Source organism: Hymenobacter sp. GOD-10R (assembly GCF_035609205.1).
In the GTDB taxonomy this organism is placed as follows: domain Bacteria; phylum Bacteroidota; class Bacteroidia; order Cytophagales; family Hymenobacteraceae; genus Hymenobacter.
The window spans coordinates 5,524,061-5,541,580 of record NZ_CP141184.1 but is presented as its reverse complement, the minus strand read 5'-3'; the positions used below and the strand labels follow the sequence as shown (position 1 = coordinate 5,541,580).

12 protein-coding genes are annotated in these 17,520 nt (G+C 56.8%); 4 read left to right on the top strand and 8 right to left on the bottom strand.

The window, feature by feature from the left end; translation table 11 throughout:
• Positions 1–41: 41 nt before the first annotated feature.
• Positions 42–1,106 (top strand): MBL fold metallo-hydrolase, encoded by a 1,065-nt coding sequence (locus SD425_RS22100; protein WP_324672318.1) that lies wholly within the window; start codon positions 42–44, stop codon positions 1,104–1,106.
• 20 nt (positions 1,107–1,126) lie between these two features.
• Here SD425_RS22100 and SD425_RS22095 read toward each other — a convergent pair whose 3' ends face one another.
• Positions 1,127–1,852, bottom strand: coding sequence for a DUF72 domain-containing protein (locus SD425_RS22095; protein WP_324672315.1), 726 nt, complete (start codon positions 1,850–1,852; stop codon positions 1,127–1,129).
• 183 nt (positions 1,853–2,035) lie between these two features.
• Between SD425_RS22095 and SD425_RS22090 the strand changes: the two genes are divergently transcribed.
• Positions 2,036–2,314 carry a YMGG-like glycine zipper-containing protein gene (locus tag SD425_RS22090; protein WP_324672314.1) on the top strand — a complete coding sequence of 93 codons (279 nt, stop codon included), beginning with the start codon at positions 2,036–2,038 and terminating at the stop codon, positions 2,312–2,314.
• 107 nt (positions 2,315–2,421) lie between these two features.
• Here the strand turns inward: SD425_RS22090 and SD425_RS22085 are convergent, their stop codons facing one another.
• The 5 genes from SD425_RS22085 to SD425_RS22065 form a co-directional block, all read right to left on the bottom strand.
• The gene (locus SD425_RS22085) at positions 2,422–3,471 is read right to left on the bottom strand and encodes a methyltransferase domain-containing protein (RefSeq protein WP_324672313.1); all 1,050 of its coding nucleotides are present in this window, start codon (positions 3,469–3,471) and stop codon (positions 2,422–2,424) included.
• Between the two features lie 180 nt (positions 3,472–3,651).
• The gene (locus tag SD425_RS22080; protein WP_324672312.1) at positions 3,652–5,253 is read right to left on the bottom strand and encodes a family 43 glycosylhydrolase; all 1,602 of its coding nucleotides are present in this window, start codon (positions 5,251–5,253) and stop codon (positions 3,652–3,654) included.
• 29 nt (positions 5,254–5,282) lie between these two features.
• Positions 5,283–6,347 carry a glycoside hydrolase family 43 protein gene (locus SD425_RS22075; RefSeq protein ID WP_324672310.1) on the bottom strand — a complete coding sequence of 355 codons (1,065 nt, stop codon included), beginning with the start codon at positions 6,345–6,347 and terminating at the stop codon, positions 5,283–5,285.
• A 99-nt stretch (positions 6,348–6,446) separates the two neighbouring features.
• Positions 6,447–8,012 carry a RagB/SusD family nutrient uptake outer membrane protein gene (locus SD425_RS22070; protein WP_324672308.1) on the bottom strand — a complete coding sequence of 522 codons (1,566 nt, stop codon included), beginning with the start codon at positions 8,010–8,012 and terminating at the stop codon, positions 6,447–6,449.
• 38 nt (positions 8,013–8,050) lie between these two features.
• The gene (locus SD425_RS22065; protein WP_324672306.1) at positions 8,051–11,188 is read right to left on the bottom strand and encodes a TonB-dependent receptor; all 3,138 of its coding nucleotides are present in this window, start codon (positions 11,186–11,188) and stop codon (positions 8,051–8,053) included.
• Between the two features lie 501 nt (positions 11,189–11,689).
• On the opposite strand from SD425_RS22065, the gene SD425_RS22060 reads away from it, so the two are divergent.
• Together SD425_RS22060 and SD425_RS22055 are read left to right on the top strand one after the other, a co-directional pair.
• Positions 11,690–12,850 (top strand): galactokinase, encoded by a 1,161-nt coding sequence (locus tag SD425_RS22060; RefSeq protein WP_324672304.1) that lies wholly within the window; start codon positions 11,690–11,692, stop codon positions 12,848–12,850.
• Between the two features lie 94 nt (positions 12,851–12,944).
• Positions 12,945–13,991: a UDP-glucose--hexose-1-phosphate uridylyltransferase gene (locus tag SD425_RS22055; RefSeq protein ID WP_324672302.1), complete on the top strand. Its 1,047-nt coding sequence runs from the start codon at positions 12,945–12,947 to the stop codon at positions 13,989–13,991.
• A gap of 161 nt (positions 13,992–14,152) precedes the next feature.
• On the opposite strand, the gene SD425_RS22050 is transcribed toward SD425_RS22055, so the two are convergent.
• Positions 14,153–16,720 (bottom strand): ABC transporter permease, encoded by a 2,568-nt coding sequence (locus SD425_RS22050; RefSeq protein WP_324672299.1) that lies wholly within the window; start codon positions 16,718–16,720, stop codon positions 14,153–14,155.
• Positions 16,717–17,418: an ABC transporter ATP-binding protein gene (locus SD425_RS22045; RefSeq protein WP_324672297.1), complete on the bottom strand. Its 702-nt coding sequence runs from the start codon at positions 17,416–17,418 to the stop codon at positions 16,717–16,719. The genes SD425_RS22050 and SD425_RS22045 overlap by 4 nt, the downstream gene beginning before the upstream one ends.
• Positions 17,419–17,520: the final 102 nt, after the last annotated feature.

The window sequence follows — 17,520 nt, the reverse complement described above, 5'->3', positions numbered from 1 at the left end:
TTAGGGCATCGTACCAGATAACTATCCGTAAACTCGCCATTATGCCTGCTCCCCGTCGTCGTTATCTACTTTGGGTCTTTTTGGTAATCATAGCCTTGGCTGCTGGTGCGTTTGGACTCGGTTGCTCCTTGTCGGCACCCCGCTACCAAGGGCCGCCTTCAGATCATTTTGACGGCAAGGAGTTCAAAAACGCGGGGGGTGTGCATGCGCAGGAGGGCCTAGGTCCCGTGTTGCGCTGGTATTTGCACCGCGAGAAAGGCGACTTTACCGACCAGCCCAATTTGCCCTACGGCCCCAAGCCACCTGCACGGGTGGGCAGGGGCAAGCTGCGCGTGACGTTCGTCAACCACGGTACGTTCTTGTTGCAGTTTGACAGCTTAAATATCCTCACCGACCCCATCTGGAGTGAGCGAACCAGCCCCTACGAGTGGATTGGCCCGAAGCGCCTGCGCCCGCCAGGGCTACGCTTCGAGGATCTACCCAAAATTGACGCAGTCGTCATTAGCCACAACCATTACGACCACCTCGATGTGCCCACGCTCCGCCGCCTTGCCGCGCGCGACCAACCGCGCATTTTTGCGGGGCTAGGCGTGAGTGAGCTACTGAAAAAAGAAAATATTCCGAACGCCACCGACCTCGATTGGAACCAAGCCGTGCGACTCAGCCCGTTGGTGCAGCTTACGTGCACGCCGGCGCAACACTTCAGCGGCCGGGGCCTCGGCGACCGTAACGCCACGCTCTGGGTGAGCTACCTTTTTCAAACAACACGCGGCGGCCTCTACTACGCTGGCGACACCGGCTACGGACCGCACTTTAAGTCCATTGGTCAGCAATTTAAATCCATAAGATTGGCAATTTTGCCCATTGGTGCTTACCGACCGCGGTGGTTTATGCAGCCCATCCACATGGACCCGGCGGAAGCCGTGCAAGCCTCCCTGGACCTAGGTGCCGCTCGTAGCATTGCCACGCACTTCGGCACGTTTCAGCTCGCCGACGATGGCCTGACCGAACCCGTAACGGACTTGCATAAAGCACTGCGCGAAAAGCAGTTGCCCGACAGTGTATTTATGGCGCTGAAAGAAGGCGTAGGCTGGCAGGCTAGGTAAGAGCGTGTCACGGTGCATTCCTACGACATCAACTCCTGGAGCTGCTTGGCATTCAGAATGGCCGATGCGTCGATGTCGTTATTGAAGTAGATGTATACCTCTTGCACTTGCGCAGCGACTTTTACCTGTTGCATCAGCTCGCGCAGTTCGTCCACCGCGTAAGGCGACTTGTACAACTCGGGCACGCCATGCAGGCGGTAGTACAGCACGTCGGTGTTGGCGACTACGTCGCGAGGCAACTCGGGGTGGCTCATACCGCAGAAGCTGATGCCGTGCTGCGCTAGTTCTTCGTAAATGCCAGGTTGCCACCAGCTGACATGCCGCGGCTCCAGCACGTTGCGGTACGCTGGGTCGAGGCTGCTGACGATGCGTTGGAGGCGCTCGGGGGTATAGGCCATCTTGGGTGGCAGCTGAAACAACACGGCCCCTAGCTTTTCCTGCAAGCCAACTTGAATGGTCTGGTAAAAATCGGCGAGCAACTGCGCCGATTCGTGAAATTGCTTGTAATGCGTGATAAGCCGGGGCGCCTTCACGGAAAAACGATACGTAGCCGGACTCTGCGCATACCAATTTTGTAGAAAGGCTACTTGTGGAAATCGGTAGAACGTGACGTTCAGCTCTAGCGTGTTGAAGTGCTGGCTATAGAACTCAAACCAGCGGCGCTGAGGCAACCCAATCGGATAGAACCGCTCCTTCCAATGCCGATAATGATAACCCGAACACCCGATAAACCAAGTCTGCGTCATGCGTCTGCTACGACCTTTCGTGAAGCCGTTTATACGGCTAAACTCTTCTGTTTGATGGTCCGTAACGGTTCAGCTAAAGATTTCAGTAATGTAACGTAACCAAGATAAATTGTACCGCGTTAAATCCCTCATAAGCTCCACCTATTACTCTTCAGTGAGTAGCAACATTCAACATTAGACGTCATGAAAGTTTTCAAAGTATTCGCCATTATGCTGCTAGCCTTCTTTATGCTAAGCAGCGAATTCGCTCAGGCTCAAACAGCTCCGAAAAAAGGTTGGAGTAAGAAGGCAAAAGGTGCTGCCATTGGTGGCGGTGCAGGTGCTGTAACGGGTGCCGTGATTGGCGGTGGTAAAGGTGCCGTTATTGGTGCCGCCGCTGGTGCGGTTGGTGGTGGCTTAATTGGCCGCAACAAAGACAAGAAAAAAGACCCAGTACGTTATAAAAACTACGCTAAGAAGTAAGCTAGCTTCTGGCAGAACGACGAAGGGCCTGCGGTACACACCGCAGGCCCTTCGTCGTTATAAAGCTGTGCACCAGTCCGGCGCTCTAGGCGTCTGACCGGCAGGCGTTAGCAGCCGCAGGAGCTAGCGGCTTCGGGCGAAGACGCCGGGCTAGCTGCCGGAGTGCCGCAGGCAAATAAGCCAAAGTGCCGCTCCTTATTGCCATCCACGCGGAAGTACTGCCCGTAGCGGGTGCGGGAGAGCATATCAGCGGTGTTGCCACACACGAGCATCGGCCGGCCTGTTTCAAAGTAGTGGTGGTCGTCGAGGCGAAAACCGTGGGGCTCGTCGGGGGCAGAACCTAGGTAGGTGGCTACTTGGCCGTAGTCTTCGCACTGGTCTTCCAGCTCCAGCTTGAAGGCGCGAATGGTTATCGAATAAAACTTGATGTTGCCTACCTTCCGCTCGATTTCTTCGTTGTTGATGGTGAGCTGGCGCCGCTCGGTGAGGCGATAATCGCGAATATCTAGGTTTAGCAGCAAGCGCCGAAAATCTTCGATGTAAAGCGCACCGCTCAGGCACTCGCCGTACAGCACGGGGTCCTGGCGCAACGACTCGGGCACGCGGCGGTCGGCAAATACGTCGGAGATGTACAGTTCGCCGCCAGGCTTCAGCACCCGAAAAATTTCGCGGTACGTGGCTGCCTTGTCGGTGCTGAGGTTGAGCACGCAGTTGCTTACTACCAGATCGATGCTGTTGTCGGCAATGTCGGCGCTGCCTAGGTCTTCGATGTAGCCTTTGCGGAACTCCACATTGGGCTGGGCGTAGCCAAAGCGCTCGGTGTGTGCTTGCACATGGCGCCGCGCCACCGCCAGCTGCTCATCAGTCATATCCACCCCGATGACGTGGCCTTGCTCACCTACCAGCTTCGAGAGCAAATAGGCATCGCGCCCACTGCCCGAACCTAGGTCGAGCACGGTGCAGCCTTGCACGGCCGCCGGCACGCACACGCCACAGCCGTAATACTTTTCCAGCACCTCGCTTTCGAGCGTAGCCAGTATTTTCTTGTGTGCCGCCGGAATATCCTCCGTGCAGCAAGCATTGGTTTTCAAATCTTGGCTAGAAGCCAGCTGCGTGCCGTAATAGTCCTGTACTTGCTCTTGAATCTGCTGTTCCATTGGGGGTTGCGCTTGGGCTGTTTCGTACTACTATAACTAAGCTAGGCGTATTTGGTCTTTGGCCTAGGTGTAAAAGGCAGAACCAGCTAGGCAAAAACGAGCGGAGCCAAGAGGTTATAAACCAGAACGACCTGCTGCACAAGCAACAGGTCGTTTTGGTGTCGGTATCCGCTGAGCATTTTAGCGTTTAAGGCTAGCTACCTGAAACGCCTCAAAACCTACAGTGCTCGTGGAAGGGCCTTGGGCCAAAACGCCCACGCGCACGCCCCGGTCCCAAGGCGGCAAGTAGGAGCCGTCGACCGCGGCGCCATCGGCGGGCAGGTTTTGCCAGGTTTTACCATCCGTGCTCCAGCTAAAGCGGTACTGATTGCCGCTTCGCGCCTGCAGTTGTAAGTGCAGCGTTTTGCCAGTCGGCACGGGCACTTCCCCGAGCATTTGAGGCTTGCCCCCTTTCATCTGACGAAGGCGCAGCTTGCCCTCGCCTGCCAGTAGCGCCAGCGTATTGTTGGGGTCGCCAAGGGCAGCTAGGCCCGCTACAGTGCTGGCGGGTAACGCAGTGGGGTCGAGGGTAGTGGTGGCAGCATAATCAGCCACTGCCAAGCTTTGGCCGAGCGCCGCGCCACTATGGTCGGTGCGGGCGGTAAGCAGCAGCTTGCCGCCGCGTAGGGCAAATTGTGGCTTTTCCTCAACCGGCCACTGCCAGGTTGGGGCGAGCGTGGCGCCGTTGAACTCATCGGTGAAGTCGCGCCCTCCAGTGTTCGCCGAGAGGGGCGTGGGTACGCTGTGGTTGTCCAAGAATTCGGGCCAACCATCGGCATTCCACCGGAACTCGCTGAGCACGCCCTGGCGCCCTACGTTCTCAAACCCATTGGTATTGTAGGCGTGGTGCAGCATAAACCACCGATTGCCGCGACTGATGGCGGTGCCGTGGCCTGGGCACGTCCACACGTCGTTTTTAACCAGGATGGGGTTCTGAGCATATTTTTCCCAAGGACCTAGCAGGGTGCGCGACCGGGCCACGCCCGTAGCGTAGGTGCAGCCCCGCCCGCAGCAGCCGTTGGCCGCGTAAAAAGCGTAGAAATAGCCTTCGTGCCGTACCATGCTCACGCCTTCCACCAGGTTGCCTTCCCACGGGGCGGTGTTGCGGAATAGCTCGGTTTTTTCGCCCGTCAGGGCCGTGTGTGCGTCGTTGATGCGTTGGGCCCAAATGGGAGTGGGCTTATTGGCGCTGTTACCGTCTTCCTTCCAGATCAGGTACGCCACCCCATTTTCGTCTCGCATCGGAAATGCGTCAATAGAGCCGTCGGGTTGGCCGACTAGCGGACCTAGGTCTTGGTACGGCCCCGCGGGGTTGTCGGCGCGCGCCACGCCTACGCTCAGCGGCCCGCCTTTGCGGTGAGCAGTGTAGTACACGTACACCTTGCCGCCATCCTCGCTGATTTCGGGCGCCCAGAAGTAGTAGTCGGCCCAGGCGGGCGGACCATCCGGGAAAACGTGCCCCACCAGCTGCCAGTTGGTAAGGTCTTTCGACTTCAGCAGGGGGAAAATAGCGCCCCAGTTGGAGGTGGTAGCAGTAGCCCAGTACGTGTCCCCAATTTTGGTGACCGACGGATCAGGATAGTCGCCAGCCAGCACGGGGTTGGCAATAGGGGCTTCCGTGCTAGCCGCCGGCGTGGTGGCTGTGTCAGTGGTGCCGGTGGCCGCGTGTTGCTGGCAGCTAGGTAGTAGCAAAGCGCCTACTAGCAGGAAGGAAAGTGTGTGTTTGAGGTTAGAAAGCAGCACAGTTGCAGGGAGAAAGGTGGAAAAACAACTTATTCGCCACTCGGGCGCGGCAGGGCTGTATTGATGGCAGCGGGCACGCCAAAGTTCGGGGTGCCATCGGTATTCCAGGTAAATTTCTGAATGCGCGGATTCCGCACGTCGCCGCAGCCCTGGCCGGCGCTGTTATTGGCATGGTAGATAATCCAGTCTTCGGCGCCGTCTTTCGACTTGAAGAACGCGTTGTGACCGGGCCCGTACGCGCCATTGCTCTTCACAAATACCGGGGTGGCTGTTTTGGTCCAGGTCGTTGGAGTTAGTGGGTCGGCGGTGGCCGTAGCTGTTAGCAGGCCGAGGGCGTAGTCGTCGGTGCCGCAGAAGCTCGCCGAGTACACCACGTAGGTTTTGTCGCCGTGCTTCAGGATTTCAGGGCCTTCGTTCACGCCAAAGCCGTTCTTTTCCCACGCATACTGAGGACGCGACAACTCTATGCGAGGGCCAATGAGCGTCCAGGGGTTACTCATCTCCGAGATATACAGGCGCTGCTCCCCGCCGCTCCCCGCTGGCCACCCCGACCACAGAAAGTAGCGCTTGCCGTTCTGCTCCAGCACTGTCCCGTCGATGGCCCAGTAGTCTTCCGTGGGGTTATAGACGCGCCCTTTCTCCGTCCAAGTTCCCGTTGTGGGGTCGGCGGCGGGGTTTTCCAGCACCCAGGTGCGCTGTCCGGCATCGGCGCCTGGTCCGGCTGTGAAGTACACGTACCACTTGCCATCCAGAAAGTGCAGCTCCGGCGCCCAAATGTTGCGAGAGTTTCCGCCGTTGCTCGGCGGCGTCCAGATAATGGTGCTCACCGCCGACCCTAGCTCCGACACTTTCGCGGTTTTGCGAATTACCAGGTTGTTGCCGGTGGTTTGCATGTAGTAGTAAAAACCATCTTTCTGGTATACCCACGGGTCAGGTCCGGAGGGCAGCAACGGGTTGGTAAAAGTGGCTGCGGCAGGGGCGGGAGTAGGAGGCGCGGGGGCAGGCGCACTGCCTCCACCCGAGTCTTTGCAAGCCGCCGTTGTCAGGAGCAAGGCCACGGCCAGCAGGCGCCAGGAAGATGAAAATATTGCCATCGAGAAAAGGTAAGAGGAGTTGAAAACCTAGCTTTTAGCAAAACAGCCGCCCCGGTTCGAGGCCGGAGCGGCTGTTGTCAAACGTAACCGCCGAGAGGCTTACCAGCCTGGGTTCTGCTGAAGTCTTGCTATGTCAATGTCGCGTTGCAGAATAGGCAGCAAGCGCGACTTGCCCACCACGAAGTTGCCAAAATCAGCGTCATGAGCTTTCAACTGATCCACCGTAGCCTGATTATCAAGCAAGCCCCAACGCTGAAGGTCAAACCAGCGCAGGCCTTCGCCTGTCAGCTCCGTTACCCGCTCGTGCATGATTTGCGTAAGCAAGCTAGCTTGCGTAGGAAAGTTGCTGGTAAGCAGCGGCGCTAATGTAGCGCGGGTGCGCACCCGGTTGATGAGATCCGCAGCCGCGGCAGTTTGTCCTTGCTGGTTCAAGGCTTCCGCTTGTAAGAGTAGCACATCGGCAAAGCGCATCACCCGGTGGTTGATAGGCGAGTCGAAGTTCTCGAAGTTGCGGTAGTAGTCGGTTTGGTACTTGCGCCAGTACACGCGCACGCGGTTCGTAGCGTTGCTCTTGTAGCGGGTCAGGAAGCCAACGCCATACACTAGCGTATCAGCATCCACCGGCAGCGAAGTGGCAAACTGCGTGCGGTTGTAGAACACCGTAGCGGCTAGGCGCGGGTCGCGGGCAGCAGTCGTGGTGCCTTCTTTCAAAAATTCGCTTACTACCCAAGGCCGTACTTCGCCATCGACGAAACCACCGGCATTCGGTGCACCCCAGAACTGCGAACGTTGACCACCTTCTGAAGAGGTGGCGTCGTCCTGGTCGTTGCCATTTAGCTTGGCATCCGAAAACTGCACCTCGAAAATAGATTCGATATTGTTTTCGCTGGTATGACGGAAGTTGTCCGTGTAAATGGGAGTAAGGTCGTAAAGCTTGGAGTCGATTACTTCCTTAAACTGCGCCGAAGCTAACGTCCATTGCTTGGTTTGCATATACACTTTGCCCAGCAGCGTGGAGGCGGCGCCCTTTGTAGCTCGGCCTAGGTCATTGGCACTGGTGTAGGTGGCAGGAAGGTCAGCTTTGGCTGCTTGTGCATCCGCGATGATCTGCTCCCATACTTGCGCTTCAGTGCCCTGAGGAGGCAGAATGGTTGGGTCAGAAGGCGTCAGCAGGATCGGCACATTGCCGTAAAGCGACACCAAGTTGAAATAGTATAGTGCCCGCAGGAACCTAGCTTCGGCTATTACCCGCTTGCGCAGGGTCTCGTCGATGTTCGAAGCTGAAATATTCGGCACATTGGTAATCACCTGATTGGTGCGCCAAATAGCCCGATAATGGTCGCGCCACAGGTTATCCGATACTTCGAAGTTGTAGTTGGTCAGCACAAACTTGGTGAAGCTAGCTAGCTCACCCCAAGGGCTGTTGCTAAAGCCATCGTCGGAACGCAAGTCGTAAGCAAAGTTAAGCCAGCGCCGGTAGGTGCCGAGCTGTTGCAGGCCGCTATAGGCCGCATTCACGCCTTTTACCGCGTCGTTGCTGTTGGCCCAGAAAGATTCGGCTGTAGGCTGGTTTGGGTTCGGCTGATCGAGCGGATCCTTTTCGCAAGCCGTCGTGAGTAGTAGGCCGCCGAGCAGCGCTGCTAGGGAAAGTTTATAGCGTTTCATAAGAGAAATCGGAAGAAGTAAAAACGGGAACCACCGCACTAGAAACCAAGCTGTAAGCCAGCCGTAAACGTGCGAATGTTGGGGTAGCTGCCATCGTCTATGCCACGGGCCAAGGGGCCACTGCCAACCGTTTCGGGGTCGTAACCGTCGTATTTAGTGATGGTGAAGACGTTTTGACCTGTCACGTAGATGCGCAAGCTGCCAATACCTTTCACGCGCTCGATGACTGCTTTGGGGATGGTGTAGCCGATCTGCACGTTTTTCAAACGCAAATAAGAACCGCTTTCCAGCCAACGAGTTGAGTTTAGGAAGGAGTTGCTACCAGCAGAGTAAGAAGCATTGCCCGCACCGCCGGCAATAATAGCGCGCGGTGTTGTAGTCGATGGGTTTTGTGGCGTCCAGGGGTTGAAGTTGCTCCGATAGTTGCTGTTATCATCGGTGCGGTCGAGCCACCATTTACCCACGTTCAGTACATTGTTGCCTTGCACGCCTTGGAAGAAGGCAACAATATCGAAGTTACCGTAGGCGGCGTTCAGATTTAGGCCATACTGGATCTTGGGAAACACCCGACCCACATGGACACGGTCTTGGGGGTTAATTATGCCATCATTGTTTACATCCTTATAGCGTACATCGCCGGGCGAAGCCTGGGGCTGGGCACTAGAGGCGATATTGTCGCCTTGCTGGAAGATCCCGTCAAATTGATAGAGGTAGAAAGAGCTGATTTCGTACCCTTGCTCGGTGCGGGCCGCATCACCTGCTCCTCCCACAAAGTTTAAGGGCTGCCCTGTGGTATTATCTATCAGACGCGTCACCTTGTTTTTTAGGGTCGTCAAGTTACCCGTCACGCTATAGGTGAACGGTCCCTTATTCTGGTTGTAACCTAGGGCAAACTCGAAGCCCCGGTTCTCCAAGCGGCCAATGGGTTGGTAAGGGTTGTCACCAGCGTTGCCGTAGAAGGTAGAAATAGGAGGGTTAACCAACGCATTACGCGTCTGCGAAATGTAGTAATCAGCCGATAGCGTGAAGCGGTCTTCCAAGAAGCCGGCATCGAAACCTAGGTTAGTGGTGCGGCGCTCCTCCCACGTGATGTTGGGGCTTGCTAATTGTGTCTGAATCTGTCCATTGAGGATGGCTTGACTAGAGCCAAATGGGTAATTTACGTTGGAGTTGATGGTATTTAGATATCGGTAAGAACCACCGTACTCCCCACCAATAAAGTCATTGCCATTGGAGCCATAGCTGGCGCGCAGCTTGAGATTATTGACCACATCAGTAGCTTCCTGGAAGAAATCTTCCTTGGAAATTTGCCAACCGGCTGAAGCAGCCCAGAAGGTACCCCAACGATCGGCAAAGCGCGAAGAACCGTCGCGGCGAATGGCGCCTGTCAGCAGATAGCGCTGGTTGTAGTCGTAGGTCATCTGGCCAAAGTATGACTCCTTGGTCCAGGTATATTCGTTGCCTGTTACTTGCGGAGCGGTGCTACCGCCGCTCAAAGCCCAGTAGTACGAGGGGCCAGTACCATAGTCGTTGTTGAGGCCCCGGGTAAACTCGTTGTGCTGGCGTTGGCGGCTGTAGCCTGCTACAGCTGTCAGGTTATGATCGCCAAAGCTCTTATCGAAAGTAAGCGTATTCTCGGCTAGACCAAATAGCTCATTTCCCTGGTTTTCGGCGTAAGAAGAAGGATTTAGCGGATCATTTTGCCGCCACTGACCATACTTCCGCTTCTCGCGGTCGTGATAAGCGTGGAACTCAGTGCCTAGGTTAAGGCGGTAGCGCAGGAAGCTCGTGATATCAAATTCGCCAAAAACACTACCCTGCAACCGGTTAGAAGTACCCGTATTGTTAAACAGGTCTTGCAAGGCAATTGGGTTGGTACCGAACGTACTAGCATTGGTGTCGCCGTAGCCGTAGCCGCCCGATTTGGTGGGGTCTTTGACCGGAATCACCGGCAACATCCGCAGAATATCATTGAACGGGGTGCCGTTCAGGCGCGTCTGGTTTGTGCGGGTGAGCAGCAGGCTTTCGCCCACACGCAATTTGCCCCGCGTGAAGCCCGAGTTGATGCGCATGCTGTAACGCTCAAACTTCGGCCCGACTACAGTGCCATTTTGCTTAAAATAGCCAGCGCCAATCAAGAAGTTGGTCGAGCTATTCTCGCCTTTGCTACCACCTGAGAAATTCAGGTTGTAGTCCTGTACCGAGCCTTGCTTAATGAACTCCTTTTGCCAGTCGGTATCAATTATTTGGCCGTTGGCACCTAGGGGCAGTGCGTTGGCGTAGGGGAGGCGAGGAAGCCCGGCGTTCTCGTGCGCTTGGTTGTTGATGGTGGCCCAGTTCTGGGCATTCATCAGGTCGTACGTCTTGGTGATGTTTTGCACCCCAGCGTAGGCATTGAAGCTAACGGCTGGCGTACCCGCTTTGCCGCGGCGAGTCGTGATGATAATCACCCCGTTAGCACCGCTAGAGCCGTAGGGGGCTAGAGAAGCGGCATCTTTCAACACCTGCACGTTTTCCACGTCCTGTGGGTTAAAGTCGCGCAGGTTTGTTGTCCAAAGCCCGTCTACGATGTATAGAGGCCCACTAGCGCTACCTAAGGTGCCAATACCTCGAATATTGATAACAGGTGCTTGCCCCGGAACGCCCGAGTTTGTAACCTGCACGCCCGGCAAGCGGCCCTGAATTCCTTCACCTAGGGTTGCTACGGGAGCCCGGCGCACGTCGGTGCCGCTGACCGTAGCCACCGAGCCCGTTACTTGCTCCCGGTTTTGGGTCAAATAACCTACCACTACCACGTCGTTGAGGGTCTTGGTATCGGGAGCCAGTGAAATGTTGATAGAGGTGCGACCTCCGACGGCCACTTCCTGGGCCGAGTAGCCGACGAAGGAAACAACGAGGGTGGCGTTGTTGGGAGCAGTGAGCGTAAAGCGACCATCGGCGTCGGTCTGGGCGCCGTTGGTGGTGCCTTTCACCACTACGTTTACCCCTGGCAAGCCAGCGCCCTTTTCGTCAACTACGCGGCCACTGACAGGGCCATCTGCTTGGAAATATACTAGTGCTGCCTCGTTCGATAGATCGGCCGGGCGACCCGCTGCTGCTGCCAACGGCTGCGCGGCCAGGCAGCAAAGCAGTGCTGGCGCCGCCAAGTGAGGCAGCTTGGGTACGTGCTTTTTCATAAATAAATCTTTTGTGTGGGATGAAGGGGAAATGCAACTACTATATGCAATCGATTGCACATGAGCTTAGACCGCAATCGTTTGCAACTTAAGCGAACTAGAGGGTAGGAAAACTAGGAAACAGAAGGGAGTGCGTGGAAATTGGGTCGTTTAAGTACGACTAGCTAGGGTGGGTCTGGTGGGTGCCAGTAACAAAGTTGTCGTTCCGCGGGAAAGCAGCAGCAATTTTACCGGTAATTATGGACAATGTCAATGAATAGGATTCAATTTTTATATGGATTAATCCAATTATATGAGATAAACCTCTTCTTAACGTACTTGCTGATCCCTAGGTTTTCACTTGCGTAAAAAAGATGCTCGGAGTAAAAAGGACCTAGGTTGTTGAGGCACATATAGATCATAGGTAATTTGCAATCGATTGCACGCGGATAATCTTCAGAAGTCATTTTAATACTTTATCATTGCCTCACGTATACTTGTTCTCTATCACCTTCTCCGCATATGCCCCTTCAGTCCATTGCTGCTGCTTTCCAGCGCCATTTTGGGCACGAACCGCTACTGGTGCGCGCCCCAGGCCGAGTTAATCTAATCGGCGAACACACGGATTATAACGGTGGCTTCGTGCTACCGGCAGCCATCGACAAAGAAATTTACTTTGCGGTAGCGCTCAACGATAGCACAACCGCTCGCCTCCATTCCTATGACCTGAATGAGTCATACGCAACGGAGCTGAGCGAAGTGCACCGCGATGATACGCAGTGGGCCAACTACTTGAAAGGGGTGGTGGCGCAGTTTCAAAAGCGCGGCATTGAGGTGCCGGGGTTCGATTGCATGTTTGGCGGCAACATTCCGATTGGGGCAGGCCTATCGTCGTCGGCGGCAGTGGAATGCGGGCTAGGTTTTGCGCTCAACGAGCTGCTCGGTACCCGCCTCGACCGCATGGAGCTCGCTAAGATGGGGCAGCAGGCAGAGCACGAATACGCAGGCGTGCGCTCCGGGCTCATGGATCAGTTCGCGAGCCTTTTCGGCCGACCGGAGCATGTAGTGCGCCTCGACTGCCGCTCCCTCGACTACGAATACTTCCCCTTCGATACCGATACGTGCCACATTGTACTCTGCAACTCCGGCGTGAAGCATGCCTTGGCTAGCTCTGAATACAACACGCGCCGCCAGGAATGCGAGCAGGGCGTGGCTATTTTACAGAAATACTACCCGCAGGTACACAGCCTGCGCGATGCTACCCGCGAGCAAGTGGAAAAACACCGTAGCGAGCTAGGTGACGTCGTGTACCGCCGCTGCCGCTACGTGGTAGAAGAAAACCTGCGCGTTGAGTCGGCCTGCAACCACTTGCTGGAAGGCAACCTCGAGGCTTTCGGGCAAGATATGTACGGCTCGCACGCTGGTCTGCGCGATGATTATGAAGTGAGCTGCAAAGAGTTGGACGTGCTGGTGGAAGCGGCCAAAAAGGTGCCCGGCGTATACGGGGCCCGCATGATGGGCGGCGGCTTCGGCGGCTGCACCATCAACCTGGTAGCTCCCGATCAGGTCGACAACTTCGTAGCTACTATGACGCTCGCTTATCAGGAACAACTCCAGCTGAAGCTTGAAACCTACAAAACCAAAATCGTTGGCGGCGTAGAAGCAGTGGCTTCGTTAAAGTAATTGGATAGCAGAGAGCCTAGGTGACTCGTTGAACGACATCACCTAGGTCCTCTGCTACCCAATTGCTCCGTAATCCCTTACTCAACCCCGTCCTATGTCTTCTTTCGATACCACCGAGCACTCGCACCGCCGCTATAATCCGCTCACGGGCGAATGGATACTTGTGTCGCCTCACCGCTCTAAGCGCCCTTGGCTAGGCCAACAGGAAAAGCCCGAGCAGGAAGTGCGCCCCGCATACGACCCCACGTGCTACCTCTGCCCCGGCAATACCCGCGTGGGAGGCATCGTGAACCCGCAATACACCAGCACCTTCGTTTTCGATAACGATTTTGCCGCGCTACAAACAGATGCCCCGCAAGGCTCCGTGAACGTTGGTGGTTTGCTCCGCGCCGAAGCGGAATCGGGCCTAGCGCGCGTGATCTGCTTTTCGCCTCGCCACGACCTTACTTTGCCTGAGATGGACGTAGCTGCTATTCGCGGCGTGGTAGATGTGTGGGTGCAGCAATACCAGGAAATCGGCGCCCGCCCCGACATCAATTACGTACAAATCTTCGAGAATAAAGGCTCGATGATGGGCGCCAGCAACCCGCACCCACACGGCCAAATTTGGGCGCAGCGCACCGTGCCAGTTGATCCCGCCAAGGAAACTGTGCAGCAAGAGGCGTACTTCAAAGAGCACGGCCGCAGCCTGCTCGCTGACTACCTAGAGCTGGAGCTGAAAGAGCAAACGCGCATTGTGTACCAAAATGAGCATTTCGTGGTGCTGGTGCCGTACTGGGCCGTGTGGCCCTTCGAGACGCTGCTCGCGCCGCGTCGCCACGTGACCAGCATCGAGCAGTTCACCGATGCCGAGCGCGATGCCTTCGCCGACGCCCTACGTCAGCTGACCATCCGCTACGATAACCTGTTTGAAATTTCCTTCCCGTATTCTGCCGGTATTCACCAACGCCCAACCGATGGACAGTCACACGAGTCATGGCACCTGCACATGCACTTTCTGCCGCCGCTGTTGCGTTCGGCTACGGTAAAGAAGTTCATGGTAGGCTACGAGTTGCTAGCTAACCCGCAGCGAGACATCACGCCGGAGTCGGCGGCTGAGCGCCTGCGCAGCTTGCCAGATGTGCATTACAAGCACCGTTAGGCTATCTTCAGCCGAATGGTACGCTGATAATAAGAGACCATAAAACAAGCTAGCCCGAGTGGGGTGTTGTTCACCGAGAACAGCACCCCACTCGGGCTAGCTTGTTTATAACCAGGTCGCCTGCCGGTCCGACGCCCTAGGCGTCCAATCGGCAGACGACCTTAACCTGCTTCGCTCCGTAGCACTTCCAGCGGAGGACGCGTGAGTACGTCTCGGCTGTTGAACAGGCCAATGAGCATGGTCAGGCCGGTAGTAATGCCTGCTAGAATCAGCAGCGGACTCAACGCAGGTGTGAAGGGCACCTCGAACACCCACAAGGCCAATGCCCAGCCGGCGAAGCCTGCCAGCACCAAGCCAGCGGTGGCCGCGAGCAAGCCCAATAAGGCATATTCCACCAGCGTAATGCGCAAAATCTGGCGGCGACTGGCACCTAGGGTGCGCAGCAACACGCTTTCCTTTACCCGCTGATACCGGCTCACAAACACCGAACTGATGAGCACCAGCAGCCCCGTGGCAATGCTGAACAGCGCCATGAAGCGAATGACAAAGGAGATTTTGCTCAGAATATCGTCCAGCGTTTTCAGGATGAGACCTAGGTCAATGGCCGACACGTTGGGGAAGCTGCGCACCAGCTCGCGCTGCACAGCACCTAGGGTATTGTTGTTGGGCACCCGCGTCATGAGCACGTAGAACTGCGGCGCAGTTTCCAGTACGCCGCTCGGAAACACAACCAGAAAGTTAGTTTGCACCCGCGACCAATCCACTGTGCGCGTACCGCTCACAATCGTGGTTAGCGGCAACCCTTGCACGTTGAACGTCAGCGTGTCACCTAGCTTAAGCTTGAGACGTTTGAAGTAGCCATCTTCCAGGGAGATGCGCGGCGTTCCATCCGCGCCAAGCGACGGCGCGCGGCCCGCTTCTATCTTTTCAGAGGAAATCAGCTTGTCCCGATACGTGACGCGGTACTCGCGGCTGAACGCCCATTTCGGAACGCCTCGTGTAGTGTCTTTCTTGAACTCGGAGCCCGTGTGACCGTTGATGGCGGTCAGGCGCATGGTCACGATGGGCACCTGTTGGAGGATCGGCAGCTTTTGGTTCTTCACCAGTTGCACCACCCCGGCCCGTTGTTGGGGCTGAATGTCGAACAAAACTAGGTTCGGCTGCTTGCCACTCGCCGCCACCTGCACCCGCCCGAGCAACAAGCCTTGCAGCAAGTAAAGCGTCGCCAGCAGAAACACGCCCAAGCCAATAGAAACAGTTAGGGTAATCGTCTGATTGTTGGGGCGGTACAGATTAGCTAGGCCTTGCCGCCACACGTAGCTCCATGAACTTGGGAAATAACGGCGCACTGCGCGGCGCAGCAAATACCCTAGCCCCGCCAACGCGCCAAACGCAACCAGCAAGCCCGTCGCAAACCCAAGGGCCTGCTTCCATTCGCGGGTTTGCAGGTAAGCAAAGCCAGTGATGAAGGCCGCAATCAGTGCGTACACGACCAAGCGGAGCGGATCAAGCTTCTCCGTATTTTCCTCGTACGACGCTCGCAACGTGCGTAGCGGCGACACGCGCCGAATCTCGAGCAGCGGCAACAACGCAAATAGTACCGCTACCAGCACGCCCGTAAGCACGCCCTGCGCTACAGCCTTCCACGAAACCGCTACGCTCACAGCCACCGGCAGGAAACCTGCAAAGACTTTCGGAAGCAGCAACTGCACCGCCGTACCAATGGCTGCCCCGACCAAAGCGCCCAGCAAACCCATGAGGGCAATCTGAAGCAAGTAAATCAACAGAGCCTGCCAGCCGCTGGCACCTAGGCAGCGCAGCACCGCCACGGCCGAAATCTTCTCGCGCACATACAAGCTCACGGCGCTGGCTACACCCACGCACCCGAGCAGCAGCGCCACAAATGCCACTAAGTTTAGAAAGCGGGTGAGGTCCGCGAAGGAACGGCCGGTTTGCTTCTTGCGGCTTGCTACCGTGTCAGAATCAATGTTGACCTTATCGAAGCTAGGTTCAAGCGGCTTGATGAGCAGGTCGACGTTGGTGGTGGCCGGAAACTGGTAGTAACGGCGGTACTGAACGCGGCTGCCACGTTGCAGGAGGCTGGTTTGGGCCAGCAAAGCACCCGGAATAAAAACCGTTGGGGCAATGGAAGCACTGAATTCTGACTGACCAGGTGTTTTGCGCACGCGCCCCACAATCTGAAATGTGAGGTTACCGACTTTGATGGAATCGCCGGGCTTGGCGCCAAACTGCACCAGCAACGCGTCGTCTACCAGCGCCACGCGCTGCTGACTAGCTGCCGCTTGCCGAAACGCCGGCACCGCTGCGGCGGGCTCTACTACCCAATCGCCGTAGTAGGGAAAGCCGCCGGTGAGCGCACGTATTTGAGCTAAGCGCACGCCCTGTCCTTTGGGAAATTGCACGAGCGAGGCAAACGCCACTTCGTCGCTGCGGGTGCTACCTAGCTTGCGCAGGGTGGGCTGCAAAGCTGCCGGGAAAGGTTGGCTCGAGGATAAAACTAAGTCGGCGCCGACCAACTCTCGCGCCTGCTCGTCGATGCTGCGGGCTAGGTTGTCGCCGAAGCCGTTGATGCCGACCAGCGCCGCAATGCCCAGCACGATGGCCGACAAAAACAGCAACAACCGCGAGCGGCTGCGTCGGCTGTCGCGCCAGGCCATGCGCCAGAGCCACGCTACGCCCGGCCGGGCCGAAGGCAAGACGCCGCTCATTGGGCCGGAGTGGACGCGGCGGTCCGTTGGGTAAGCGAATCGGAAACCACGCTGCCGCCCTTGATGCGCACCACGCGCTGGGTTTTGGCGGCTAGCTCTAGGTCGTGGGTTACGAGGACCAGCGTGGTGCCGGCCTCGCGGTTCAGCCCAAACAGCAAATCAACCACCGTCGCGCTGGTGTCAGCGTCGAGGTTACCCGTAGGCTCGTCGGCAAACAAGATCTTGGGTCGGTTGGCGAAAGCGCGAGCTAGTGATACCCGCTGTTGCTCACCGCCCGACAACTGCGTGGGGTAGTGGTGGCCGCGGCCACCTAGTCCCACACGCTCCAGCAACGCCTGCGCCGCTTTGGTGCCGCCCGAAACGCCGCGCAGCTCCAGCGGCACCAGCACGTTTTCGAGGGCCGTGAGGGTTGGCAACAGCTGGAAGTTCTGGAAGATGAAGCCCACGTGCTCATTGCGCACGGCTGCCCGCTGGTCTTCGTTGAGGTTGTCGAGCTGGATACCATTGAGCCACACGCTGCCCGACGACGCCCGGTCAAGGCCGGCGCAGAGGCCAAGCAACGTGGTTTTGCCGCTGCCCGAAGGCCCCACAATGGAGAACGTGTCGCCGGGCTGCAGCTCGAAGCTGACGGATTCTAGTACCGTGAGCGACCGGCCGCCGCTGGTGTATGATTTGGTAAGGTTTTCTACTTTGAGCACAAAACAAGAATAAATGAGCCGCTGGGAAAGCGGCGGCGAATACCAAGGAAATAGAGGAGGAAGGCACTTGTCATTCCGAGCAGCATGAGGAATCGGAGTTTA

Excerpts from the sequence above, each read along its gene's own strand:
- SD425_RS22055 (WP_324672302.1), top strand. The coding sequence starts at position 12,945 with ATGTCTTCTTTCGATACCACCGAGCACTCGCACCGCCGCTATAATCCG.
- SD425_RS22085 (WP_324672313.1), bottom strand. The coding sequence starts at position 3,471 with ATGGAACAGCAGATTCAAGAGCAAGTACAGGACTATTACGGCACGCAG.
- SD425_RS22100 (WP_324672318.1), top strand. The coding sequence starts at position 42 with ATGCCTGCTCCCCGTCGTCGTTATCTACTTTGGGTCTTTTTGGTAATC.
- SD425_RS22075 (WP_324672310.1), bottom strand. The coding sequence starts at position 6,347 with ATGGCAATATTTTCATCTTCCTGGCGCCTGCTGGCCGTGGCCTTGCTC.
- SD425_RS22090 (WP_324672314.1), top strand. The coding sequence starts at position 2,036 with ATGAAAGTTTTCAAAGTATTCGCCATTATGCTGCTAGCCTTCTTTATG.
- SD425_RS22070 (WP_324672308.1), bottom strand. The coding sequence starts at position 8,012 with ATGAAACGCTATAAACTTTCCCTAGCAGCGCTGCTCGGCGGCCTACTA.
- SD425_RS22065 (WP_324672306.1), bottom strand. The coding sequence starts at position 11,188 with ATGAAAAAGCACGTACCCAAGCTGCCTCACTTGGCGGCGCCAGCACTG.
- SD425_RS22095 (WP_324672315.1), bottom strand. The coding sequence starts at position 1,852 with ATGACGCAGACTTGGTTTATCGGGTGTTCGGGTTATCATTATCGGCAT.
- SD425_RS22060 (WP_324672304.1), top strand. The coding sequence starts at position 11,690 with ATGCCCCTTCAGTCCATTGCTGCTGCTTTCCAGCGCCATTTTGGGCAC.
- SD425_RS22050 (WP_324672299.1), bottom strand. The coding sequence starts at position 16,720 with ATGAGCGGCGTCTTGCCTTCGGCCCGGCCGGGCGTAGCGTGGCTCTGG.